12 protein-coding genes and 1 pseudogene are annotated in these 10,667 nt (G+C 70.3%); 4 read left to right on the forward strand and 9 right to left on the reverse strand.

Annotated elements, in window-relative coordinates; all coding sequences use genetic code 11:
• Positions 1 to 29 precede the first annotated feature (29 nt).
• The 4 genes and pseudogenes from ASC56_RS16925 to ASC56_RS16940 form a co-directional block, all read right to left on the reverse strand.
• A pseudogene (locus tag ASC56_RS16925) lies at positions 30 to 1,317 on the reverse strand (IS256 family transposase).
• A gap of 35 nt (positions 1,318 to 1,352) precedes the next feature.
• Positions 1,353 to 1,946 (reverse strand): hypothetical protein, encoded by a 594-nt coding sequence (locus ASC56_RS16930; protein ID WP_234376979.1) that lies wholly within the window; start codon positions 1,944 to 1,946, stop codon positions 1,353 to 1,355.
• On the reverse strand, positions 1,943 to 2,617 hold the full coding sequence (msrA, locus tag ASC56_RS16935) for a peptide-methionine (S)-S-oxide reductase MsrA (protein ID WP_055492268.1): 675 nt from the start codon (positions 2,615 to 2,617) through the stop codon (positions 1,943 to 1,945). Before msrA ends, ASC56_RS16930 begins: the two co-directional genes overlap by 4 nt.
• A 198-nt stretch (positions 2,618 to 2,815) precedes the next feature.
• On the reverse strand, positions 2,816 to 3,934 hold the full coding sequence (locus tag ASC56_RS16940) for a hypothetical protein (protein WP_055492269.1): 1,119 nt from the start codon (positions 3,932 to 3,934) through the stop codon (positions 2,816 to 2,818).
• Positions 3,935 to 4,111: 177 nt separating this feature from the next.
• On the opposite strand from ASC56_RS16940, the gene ASC56_RS16945 reads away from it, so the two are divergent.
• Entirely contained in the window at positions 4,112 to 5,266 is a 1,155-nt protein-coding gene (locus ASC56_RS16945) for a cystathionine gamma-synthase (protein WP_055492270.1), read from the forward strand.
• Between the two features lie 9 nt (positions 5,267 to 5,275).
• On the opposite strand, the gene ASC56_RS16950 is transcribed toward ASC56_RS16945, so the two are convergent.
• The 3 genes from ASC56_RS16950 to ASC56_RS16960 all read right to left on the reverse strand — a co-directional run bounded on the left by ASC56_RS16950 (position 5,276) and on the right by ASC56_RS16960 (position 6,823).
• Positions 5,276 to 5,524, reverse strand: a complete 249-nt coding sequence (locus ASC56_RS16950) for a hypothetical protein (RefSeq protein ID WP_055492271.1) — start codon at positions 5,522 to 5,524, stop codon at positions 5,276 to 5,278.
• Between the two features lie 61 nt (positions 5,525 to 5,585).
• Positions 5,586 to 6,086, reverse strand: a complete 501-nt coding sequence (locus ASC56_RS16955) for a sigma factor-like helix-turn-helix DNA-binding protein (protein WP_055492272.1) — start codon at positions 6,084 to 6,086, stop codon at positions 5,586 to 5,588.
• Positions 6,087 to 6,301: 215 nt separating this feature from the next.
• Positions 6,302 to 6,823 (reverse strand): MarR family winged helix-turn-helix transcriptional regulator, encoded by a 522-nt coding sequence (locus ASC56_RS16960; RefSeq protein ID WP_199836013.1) that lies wholly within the window; start codon positions 6,821 to 6,823, stop codon positions 6,302 to 6,304.
• A 146-nt stretch (positions 6,824 to 6,969) separates the two neighbouring features.
• Between ASC56_RS16960 and ilvA the strand changes: the two genes are divergently transcribed.
• Entirely contained in the window at positions 6,970 to 8,199 is a 1,230-nt protein-coding gene (gene ilvA / locus ASC56_RS16965) for a threonine ammonia-lyase (protein ID WP_055492274.1), read from the forward strand.
• Positions 8,200 to 8,299: 100 nt separating this feature from the next.
• Here ilvA and greA read toward each other — a convergent pair whose 3' ends face one another.
• Positions 8,300 to 8,797, reverse strand: coding sequence for a transcription elongation factor GreA (gene greA, locus ASC56_RS16970; protein WP_055492275.1), 498 nt, complete (start codon positions 8,795 to 8,797; stop codon positions 8,300 to 8,302).
• A gap of 168 nt (positions 8,798 to 8,965) precedes the next feature.
• Complete coding sequence (locus tag ASC56_RS16975) at positions 8,966 to 9,364, reverse strand: DUF4307 domain-containing protein (RefSeq protein ID WP_055492276.1); 399 nt, start codon at positions 9,362 to 9,364, stop codon at positions 8,966 to 8,968.
• 155 nt (positions 9,365 to 9,519) lie between these two features.
• Here ASC56_RS16975 and mca point away from each other — a divergent pair, with 155 nt between their 5' ends.
• Together mca and ASC56_RS16985 are read left to right on the forward strand one after the other, a co-directional pair.
• Entirely contained in the window at positions 9,520 to 10,392 is an 873-nt protein-coding gene (gene mca, locus ASC56_RS16980; protein ID WP_055492277.1) for a mycothiol conjugate amidase Mca, read from the forward strand.
• A gap of 12 nt (positions 10,393 to 10,404) precedes the next feature.
• Positions 10,405 to 10,665: a hypothetical protein gene (locus tag ASC56_RS16985; protein WP_055492278.1), complete on the forward strand. Its 261-nt coding sequence runs from the start codon at positions 10,405 to 10,407 to the stop codon at positions 10,663 to 10,665.
• Positions 10,666 to 10,667: the final 2 nt, after the last annotated feature.

Genomic DNA, 10,667 nt, shown 5'->3' on the forward strand with positions numbered 1-10,667 from the left:
AAACGACCGGTGCAAACAGGGTGGTTGGGTTACTGACGGGCCACTGAGAGCCGGCCGTCGAAGGTGATGTCGAAGGCGTTCAGCGCGGTCTTCCAGCGCATGGTCCAGCGGGCCTGGCCCTTGCCGGTGGGGTCGAGCGACATGATGGCCATGTAGACGCACTTCAAGGCGGCCTGCTCGTTCGGGAAGTGTCCGCGGGCTTTGACCGCTCGCCGGATCCGGGCGTTGACCGACTCGATCGCGTTGGTGGTGCAGACGATGCGGCGGATCTCCGTGTCGAACCGCAGGAACGGAGTGAACTCCTCCCACGCGCTCTCCCATAGCTTCACGATCGCCGGATACTTCCTTCCCCAGGCATCGGCGAACTCGGCGAACCGGTCCAGGGCGGCTTCCTCGGTCGGCGCGGTGTAGACGGGCTTGAGGAGCCTGGCGATCTTGTCCCAGTCCTGGCGGGCGGCATAACGGAACGAGTTCCGCAGCAGGTGGACCACGCAGGTCTGCACAATGGTGCGAGGCCAGACCGTCTCCACCGCCTCGGGCAGACCCTTGAGCCCGTCGCAGACCAGCATCAGCACGTCGCTCACGCCGCGATTCTTGATCTCGGTGAGGATGTGCAACCAGTGCTTGGCGCCCTCACCACCGTCGCCGGCCCACAGGCCCAGAATCTCGCGCCGGCCCTCAACAGTGACGGCCAGGGCCACGTAGATGGGCCGGTTGGCAACCGCACCGTCGCGGATCTTGACCTGGATGGCGTCGATGAAGACCACCGGATAGACGGAGTCCAGAGGGCGGCTTTGCCATTCGGCCATGCCCTCGAGGACCTTGTCGGTGATGGCGGAGATGGTCTGCCGGGAGACCTCGGCGCCATAGACCTCGGCAAGGTGGGCCTGTACCTCACCGGTGGTCAGGCCCTTCGGCGGCCAGCGAGATCACCATCTCGTCGACGCCGGTCAGGCGCTTCTGCCGCTTCTTGACGATCTTCGGCTCGAACGAGCCGTCCCGGTCACGGGGCACGGCTTCCTCCACCGGCCCGACCTCGGTCAGCACGGTCTTGGAGCGTTTGCCGTTGCGGGAGTTGCCGCCGTCCTTGCCCGCCGGATCGTGCTTGTCATAGCCGAGGTGATCGGTGATCTCGCCCTCCAGAGCGGACTCCAGCAGCCGTTTCGTCAACTGCTGGAGCAGTCCGCCCTGACCGGTCAGCTGCAGGTCCTCTGCCTGAGCCCGGCTCACCAGCTCGTCGATCGGCTGGTCATCCACGGCCTTCGCCGACACAGCCACTGCCGACTCGCCGGCTTCGTGCTCGGCCGCTTGTGACATGCGGCGTCCAGATCTAGCGGCCCTGGTGGCTGGGCTCACAGACCGGATGGATAGGGGGAGAGCCAGTCCGAGTGGCGGTGTCGTAGTCGGTCGCGCTCGGCGGGAGTCGGCAGGATGACGTCCGCGCCGCCGTCGTATGGGTGGTAGAGGCGGCGCAGTCCGACATCGGTCAGGAACACCTCGGCGATGGCTTCGTCAGCGACGGCCCGTAGCAGGGCGTCTATGCCCTCGCGGTGCCATGGGCGGCGGTCGGCGTAGAGATACCAGTAGGAGTGGAAGGCGGGGTCGGGATCGTCACGGTCCGGCTCCGTCCACCAGCGCACGGCGTCCGGGTGGAGGATGCGTCGCTCGGGCGGAATGACCAGACTCGCGGGCGTGTCCGACCAGTCCATCGTCACGACGAGCACGTCGCTGCCGGCGAAGAGCTCATCGAGCAGAGTGTTGTGGCGGTCCAGAACGATCGCGTACTCGTCCTCGGACGCGGGGTAGCGCTTTGAATCCGGAAGGCTGTGGAAGCGCACCCAGCAGTCGGGGTAGGCGCGCCGGAACCGGTGGGCGAGAGGCGGGGACGACGGTCGTCGTTCCCGCCAGCGTCTCGCGAGTTCGTCAGGAACGAAGCCGGAGCTCATCCTTCGGCCGGCGCCACGCCGATCGGGCAGGAGACGCCGGTCCCTCCCAGCCCGCAGTACCCGCCCGGGTTTTTGCTGTCCGAAAGGTACTGCTGGTGGTAGCCCTCCGCCGGGTAGAACTCGCGGCCCTCCGCGGGGAGCAGTTCCGTGGTGATGGCGCCGTATCGCGAGTCCGTGAGGACCTTCTGGTAGGCGTCGCGGGACGCCTTGGCCGCGGCGGCCTGGGCGGGGGAGTGGGTGTAGATCGCCGAGCGGTACTGGGTGCCGACGTCATTGCCCTGGCGGAAGCCCTGCGTGGGGTCGTGCGCCTCCCAGAAGACCTGGAGCAGGCGCTCGTACGAGATCTGCTTCGGGTCGTAGACCACGCGGACCGCCTCCGTGTGGCCGGTCAGGCCCGAGCAGACCTCCTCGTAGGTCGGGTTCTGTGTGTAGCCGCCCTGGTAGCCGACCAGCGTCGTGTGGATGCCCGCGGGCAGCTGCCAGAACTTGCGCTCGGCGCCCCAGAAGCAGCCCAGGCCGAAGTCGGCGATCTCCAGGCCCTCCGGGTAGGGGCCGAGGAGCGGGGTGCCGAGCACCGTGTGCCGCTCGGGGACCGTGAAGGCAGGCTCGGGGCGCCCGCGCAGGGCCTGCTCGGGGGTCGGCAGCTGGGGTGTACGGCTGTGCAGGAACATGGGGTCTCCACAAGGTCACAGGGCCGAGGGGTGGGGTGGCGTCCGTGTACGTCAACGTGCGCGTTCCCCCGGGAATTCCGGACCGGGGCCCGGTTTGGGCGCCCCGGTCCGCAGTCGTGCATGTGCGGTACGTGGGCCCGCCTTGCCGAGCGGTGCGCCCGCCCGTCGCGGAGCGGGCGGTGCTCGTCGCCGTCGTCCTCAGCGGGGCAGCGTCGCCGGGCTTCCCCCGTTCGCCTCGTAACCGGCCACCGCCAGCGCGCGGAAGAGCGCGTAGTCCGCGGCCGGGTCTGCGACCAGCGTCCAGGGCAGCGCGCCCACATGGCCGTCGATGTGGACCAGCTGGGCCATCGCCTCCGTCCAGCGCTCGCCGCGGACCAGGAAGAACACCAGGAGATGGCGGACGTGCGCCAGCATCGGGTCGTCCGGGCGGGCCGACTGGACCGCGAAGAGCGCTCCGTGGACCGCCTTCGTCACGACCTCGCTCCGGTAGAAGCTGCTGACCAGGTTCACCTCGGGCAGGTGCTCGAAGACCGCGAAGAGGGGCATGGCGGCCAGCAGGGAGCCCTGGGGCGCCCGGGCCGCGGCCGACTCCGCGAAGGAGTACGCGAGCTCCCGCGAGCCGTGCCACTTCTCGCACCAGTAGTGCAGCGCCGCCAGGTGCGCCCCCATATGGGTCGGCGCGCGGTCCAGGATCTTCAGCCAGAGCTGCTCGAACTCCGGCTGTGGGTAGCCGAGCCCGCGGGCCACCGAGAGCTCGACGATGTACGGGACGGGGTCACCGGGGGCCAGCAGCGCCGCCTCCGCGCACGCCGCCTTCGCCTCCTCCATGATGATCCGGAATTCGTCCGTCCCCGGTGTCGACGTGCGCCATGCCTGCTGCACCAGGAACTCCGCGTGCACGGCCGCACCGCCCGGGTCCTTGGGGGCCTCGGCCCGCCACACCCGCAGCCACTGACCGCCCGGCGTCTCGCTCACCCCGCCGGGCCGCTGCTGCAGCTCCAGGGACGCGGCGCCCGCGAAGGCCTGCACGCGCTGCCAGCGCGTCTCGCCCTCCTTGTCCGTGCCGGCCAGGAGCTGCGCCGCCGCGCGGTAGTCCTGCGAGCGCTGCACGACGTCCAGGACGTCCAGCAGGTCCTGGTCGGGGCCGGGCATCCGGACGTCCAGCTGCTCCTGGCGCACGAAGCCGTAGTTCGCCGGGTCCGCGGCGTCCGGGTCGCCCGGCGCGACCTGCTGGATGCCCGAGCGCCTGCGCATGAGGACGGGCAGCAGGACCATGCTGAACAGGGCCAGCGCCATCAGGACCCAAAGAATCACCATGCCCCAAGCGAACCAGACCGGTCCGACACTTGGCCAACCTGTTGCCGGGCCTGTGGAAAACCGGTCGCCGCATTCCCCGCTCCGCTCGGGCCCGGGCGGCGCTCCTCCTCCCGCGCGCGGCACCCGCGGGCCCCGCGCGCCCTCATCCCCGCCGCGGGCGCACTACCCTCGGTTGCCATGAGCGACAGGCATATCAGTCAGCACTTCGAGACCCTCGCGATTCACGCGGGGAACACCGCCGACCCCCTCACCGGCGCGGTCGTCCCGCCGATCTACCAGGTGTCGACCTACAAGCAGGACGGCGTCGGCGGTCTGCGCGGCGGCTATGAGTACAGCCGCAGCGCCAACCCCACCAGGACCGCCCTGGAGGAGAACCTCGCCGCCCTGGAGGGCGGCCGCCGCGGCCTCGCGTTCGCGTCCGGACTGGCGGCCGAGGACTGCCTGTTGCGTACGCTGCTCAGCCCCGGCGACCACGTGGTCATCCCGAACGACGCGTACGGCGGTACGTTCCGCCTCTTCGCCAAGGTCGTCTCGCGGTGGGGCGTGGACTGGTCGGTCGCCGACACCAGCGATCCGTCGGCGGTACGAGCCGCGCTCACCCCCAGGACCAAGGCCGTCTGGGTGGAGACCCCCTCGAACCCGCTGCTCGGCATCACCGACATCGCCGCCGTCGCCCAGATCGCCCGTGACGCGGGCGCCAGGCTCGTCGTCGACAACACGTTCGCGACCCCCTATCTGCAGCAGCCGCTCTCGCTGGGCGCGGACGTCGTGGTGCACTCCCTGACCAAGTACATGGGCGGCCACTCCGACGTCGTCGGCGGTGCCCTGATCGTGAACGACCAGGAGTTGGGCGAGCAGCTGGCCTACCACCAGAACGCGATGGGCGCGATCGCCGGCCCGTTCGACGCCTGGCTGGTGCTGCGCGGCACGAAGACGCTCGCCGTCCGTATGGACCGGCACAGCCAGAACGCCGCCAAGATCGCCGAGATGCTCACCCGGCACGCGCGCGTGACGCGTGTGCTGTACCCCGGCCTGCCGGAGCACCCCGGTCACGAGACCGCCGCGAAGCAGATGAAGGCGTTCGGCGGCATGGTCTCCTTCCAGGTCGAGGGCGGCGAGGAGGCGGCCGTCGAGGTCTGCAACCGTGCGGAGGTGTTCACCCTCGGCGAGTCCCTCGGCGGTGTCGAGTCCCTGATCGAGCACCCGGGACGCATGACGCACGCGTCCGCGGCCGGCTCGGCCCTGGAGGTCCCCGCCGACCTCGTCCGCCTCTCCGTGGGCATCGAGAACGTCGACGACCTCCTGGCGGATCTGCAGCAGGCCCTGGGCTGAGGCGCGGTCTCACCAGTTGCTGACGGGCGGAGTCGTCGTCGACGGCGGCTCCGCCCAGGGGCGCGCGACCGACGCCCAGACCACGAAGGCGAGGGCCGCGGCGAGCAGCACCAGCCAGAGCAGGCGACGCGCCGCCGTCCGTCGGCGCAGCATGCGGCTGCCGCGCCGCACCACCTCCGCGTGCAGGTCGGGCGGCACCGGCGGTGGCGTGCGCTCCAGCAGCCGCCGCACGGTCGCCTCCCGCTGGGTCTGGTTCACCGGCCACCTCCGCTCGGGCCCGGCTCCCGATGAGCGTCGGTCACGCCGCGGTAGGGCCCCCTCACGACGGTGCCACCTTCGCGCCCAGCACCGGCGGTACCGGCTTCTGCGGCGGATGCAGCAGCGTCGCCATGGCCCGCGCGCATATCCTGCGCACCCGTTCGGCGGGAAGTCCCAGCAGGGCCGCCGTCTGCTCCTCGGCCACGCCCTCGTACATCCGCAGGACGAGGATCAGCCGCTCCTGGGGTGACAGGCGGGCGAGCACGCTGCCGGAGTCCGGCCGGTGCCGACCGAGCGCCCCGTACCGGTGCCACGCCTCACGCGCGAAGCGGATGGCCAGGTGCTGGCGTGCCCGGGCGTAGGGGTCCTCGCCGCGCAACCGGTCCCAGGAGGCGTACGTCTGGGCGAGGGCGAGCGTCAGCAGGCGTCGCGCGCGGGGGTTGTCGTCCGGGGCCTCCGCGGTGAGCAGCGTGGCGGCGTGCAGCAGCCGGCCGGCCGCGCCCGCAAGGAACTCCTCGAACTCCCGGGCTCGGCGCGCCCTGGACGCATGCCGTTCTCGCACCGCGCCTCCCGCCTGAGGGCGACCCTGAGGGGAATCGGGACCCCGCCCGTACGGGAAGCCTGCGCGCCTGCCCACAGGACGGCGGGTACGGCACGGTGGACCGCGTACGACGGGGACCCGGTCTCATATGAGACCGTCGTGCGGTCCGGGTCAAGAGCCGGGAGGACCCGGACGCCCGTGTGTCGGCGTGCGGACGTACGAGCCGCTCCGGGGGATCAGGATGTCGGCTGGGACTCCGCCACCGGGGGCCCCTGTGCGGCCTGCCGGGCGGAGAGTGCGACGTTGAAGCGTGTGAGCAGGGTGCAGAACGACTGGCGCTCCTCCGCCGTCCAGTCGTGCGTCAGTTCGGCCATCAGCTGTCGCCTGGAGGAGCGGACCTCCTCCAGGCGGGACAGCCCGCGCGGGGAGAGCTGGAGCACCACCGCGCGGCCGTCCTCGGGGTGCGAGGTGCGTTTGACGAGGCCGGTGTCGACCAGCGGGGCCACCTGCCGGGTGACCGTCGACGAGTCGATCCCCATGCTCGCGGCGAGCGCCTTGACGCCCATCGGGCCCTCGTTGTCGAGGCGGTTCAGCAGCAGGTACGCGGCGCGGTCCATGGAGTTGCGCACCTGCCCCACCCCGCCGAGCCGCGTCTGTTCGGCACGGCGCGCGAACACCGCGACCTCGTGCTGCAGCGTGTCCAGAAGACCGGTGTCACCGACGGTCGTCATGTCCATCGAGATTTCAGGTGTGGGCATGGCCGGGGGCTCACTTCATGCGTGGGGGCTGGGTTGGGGGACAGGGTACGCGGCCGGGGCGCGGGGTGTACCGGCGCTGCGCAAACCCGGTCCCGGCCCTTGGTCACACCCGCTGTGGACGGGCGTGAACTGCGAGACTGGGGGTCATGAGCTACAGCACGGCCGACTCCTTGCCGACGGTGACGCCGGACGACGTACGCGGCGCCCAGAAGATGCTCTCGGGCATTGCGCGGGTGACCGCCCTGGAGGGCAGCAGGCATCTGTCCCAGCTGGTCGGCGCGCCGGTGCACCTCAAGTGCGAGAACCTGCAGCGGACCGGGTCCTTCAAGTTGCGGGGCGCGTATGTGCGTATCGCGGGCCTGCTGCCCGAGGAGCGCGCCGCGGGTGTCGTCGCCGCGAGCGCGGGCAACCACGCGCAGGGCGTCGCCCTGGCGTCCGCGCTGCTCGGTGTGCACTCCACGGTCTTCATGCCGAAGGGCGCCCCGCTGCCGAAGATCAGCGCGACCCGCGAGTACGGCGCCGAGGTACGGCTGCACGGCCAGGTGGTGGACGAGACGCTGGCCGCCGCTCAGGAGTACGCGGCCGGGACGGGTGCGGTCTTCATCCACCCGTTCGACCACCCGGACATCATCGCGGGGCAGGGCACGGTCGGTCTGGAGATCCTGGAGCAGTGCCCCGAGGCGCGCACGATCGTCGTCGGCATCGGCGGCGGCGGGCTGGCCGCGGGCATCGCCACCGCGGTGAAGGCCGTGCGGCCGGATGTGCGGGTGGTGGGTGTGCAGGCGGAGGGCGCGGCCGCGTATCCGCCCTCGCTGGCGGCCGGGCGCCCGGTGGCGGTCCGGACGTCGGCCACCATGGCCGACGGCATCAAGGTGGGGCGGCCCGGCGAGGTGCCGTTCCGGATCGTCCGCGACCTGGTCGACGAGGTCCGTACGGTGTCCGAGGACGCGCTGTCGGCCGCGGTGCTGCTCTGCCTGGAGCGGGCCAAGCTGGTCGTCGAGCCGGCCGGCGCGAGCCCCGTGGCGGCGCTGCTGAGCGAACCGGACGCCTTCGAGGGCCCGGTGGTCGCGGTGCTGTCCGGGGGCAACGTCGACCCGCTGCTGCTGCAGCGCATCCTGCGGCACGGCATGGCCGCGCAGGGCCGCTACCTCGCCGTGCGGCTGCGGCTGACCGACCGCCCGGGCGCCCTTGCGACGCTTCTCGGCGTCCTGTCGACGGTCGACGCCAACGTCCTCGACGTCAGCCATGTACGCACCGACCCGCGCCTCGGGCTCACGGAGGCGGAGGTCGAACTCCATCTGGAGACCAAGGGCCCGGAGCACTGCGCGGAGGTCGGCAGCGCGCTGCGGGAGGCGGGTTACACCGTCATCGACTGAGGCCGGGGCGTTGCCGTGGCGGGGCGGCGAAAATGACCTGGGCATGACGAGGCCCCCGGGCCCTGGGGCGCCGGGGGCCTGTCGAAGGTGTCCTGGGGGCTCAGCCCTGGTAGGGCTCGGCCTTGAGGATCCTCACGGTGGCCTTCTTGCCGTTCGGCAGCTCGTACTCGGCGTCCTCGCCGACCTTCTTGCCGTTGACGCCCATGCCGAGCGGGGACTGCGGCGAGTAGGTCTCGATGTCGGAGCTCGCGTACTCGCGGGAGGCGAGCAGGAAGGTCAGAGTGTCGTCCTCGTCACCGTCGAAGGCGATGGTGACGACCATGCCGGGCGCCACCGCACCATCGGCCGCCGGAGCCTCGCCGACCTTGGCGTTCTCCAGGAGCTGGGTCAGCTGGCGCACACGGAGCTCCTGCTTGCCCTGCTCCTCCTTGGCAGCGTGGTACCCGCCGTTCTCACGCAGGTCGCCCTCCTCGCGCGCGGCGGCGATCTTGGCGGCGATCTCCGTGCGCGCAGGACCAGAAAGGTACTCCAGCTCGGCCTTGAGCTGGTTGTACGCCTCCTGGGTCAGCCAGGTGACGTTCTCGCTGGTCTGGGTCACAGGTGCTCCTCGTCGGTACTGGGAATACAAAGCATCGCCCTACCCAGAAGAATGTTCCTTCACGGGTGGGCGAAACCACGAGCCTAACAATTCAACGGCCCAAAGGGGAGGACATAAGCCATCAGAATTACGTCAACGCAGGTCAGGGGGTGTGTGACAGGAGTGGCGTCAGTCCGCGTGACAGCCGAGCAGCTCGGCGGTGGTGCCCGGGGAGGTCGTCCGCAGTGTGAGGACCTGGTCGATGCGTGTGGCGTGTCCGCCGAACCGGAAGTCCGCGCGGCCCACCTCGGTGCCGTCCGCCGCCTGGGAGCGCACGGTGCAGTAACCGGAGGTGTCCGCGTCCTTGCGCACCTCAAGATGGATCTTGACCGCGTCATGCGAGGTGTCGAAGGTGATGACCTCGCCGCTTATCTTGCTCTGCGCCACGTAGTGGTACGCGAACCAGCCGATGACGACCAGCAGGACCGCACCCAGCACAGTGCCGACGATCTTGAGTGTGCGGTCGGCGTGCTCGTCCGCTGAGCGGCCGTAGCGGCCCTCGGGCAGCCGGGTGCTCGCCGTACTCATGATCGTCCTCTCGGCAGGGCCGGGACGGATGTCCCGGATGGGGCGCCCGGAGACCGGACCCGGAATTTTTCGCCCCCCGATTCGGTCACTATAGAAGCCGCCCGAAGGCCCGCATCACACGGGCGCCGACTTGCCGACCTACTGAGGATCGAGTCTTGACTGACCAACTGCGACTGATGGCTGTGCACGCGCACCCCGACGACGAGTCGAGCAAGGGCGCGGCCACCATGGCGAAGTACGTGTCCGAGGGGGTGGACGTGCTGGTGGTGACCTGCACGGGCGGTGAACGCGGCTCCATCCTCAACCCCAAGCTCCAGAGCGACAAGTACATCGAGGAGCACATCCACGAGGTCCGCAAGAAGGAGATGGACGAGGCCCGGGAGATCCTCGGCGTCAAGCAGGAGTGGCTCGGCTTCGTCGACTCCGGTCTGCCGGAGGGCGATCCGCTGCCGCCGCTGCCCGAGGGCTGCTTCGCCCTGGAGGACGTCGACAAGGCGGCGGGGGAGCTCGTCCGCAAGATCCGTGCGTTCCGGCCGCAGGTGATCACCACGTACGACGAGAACGGCGGCTACCCGCACCCCGACCACATCATGACCCACAAGATCTCGATGGTGGCGTTCGAGGGTGCGTCGGACACCGAGAAGTACCCGGAGGCGGAGTTCGGCCCGGCGTGGGAGCCGCTGAAGCTGTACTACAACCAGGGCTTCAACCGGCCGCGCACCGAGGCGCTGCACAAGGCGATGCTCGATCGCGGGCTGGAGTCGCCGTACGGGGACTGGCTGAAGCGGTGGGACGAGTTCCAGCGGGCCGAGCGCACGCTGACCACCCATATCCCCTGCGCGGACTTCTTCGAGGTCCGTGACAAGGCGCTGATCGCGCACGCCACGCAGATCGACCCCGACGGCGGCTGGTTCCGTGTCCCGATGGAGCTCCAGAAGGAGGTCTGGCCGACGGAGGAGTACGAGCTGGCGAAGTCGCTCGTGGACACCTCCCTCCCGGAGGACGACCTCTTTGCCGGCATCCGCTAGCCCTGAGGGACAATGCCTGACATGAGCGCAAGCGTGAGCCTGGCGATGACACATCTGGTCCCCCTCGCCGAGGTCGACCAGAACAAGGTCACCCCCGGCGTCCTCGGCTTCATCGTCTTCGCGGTGATGGCACTGGCGGTGTGGGGCCTGATGAAGTCCATGAACAAGCACATGGGCAAGGTGGACTTCGAGGAGCCCGACGCCTCCGCCGCGGAGACCGGGAAGAAGGGTGCGGGCACGCCCGAGGGGGCGCCCAAGGCCCAGCGGGGCTGAGC

Origin of the sequence: Streptomyces sp. TP-A0356, assembly GCF_001417775.1 — a bacterium.
In the GTDB taxonomy this organism is placed as follows: domain Bacteria; phylum Actinomycetota; class Actinomycetes; order Streptomycetales; family Streptomycetaceae; genus Streptomyces.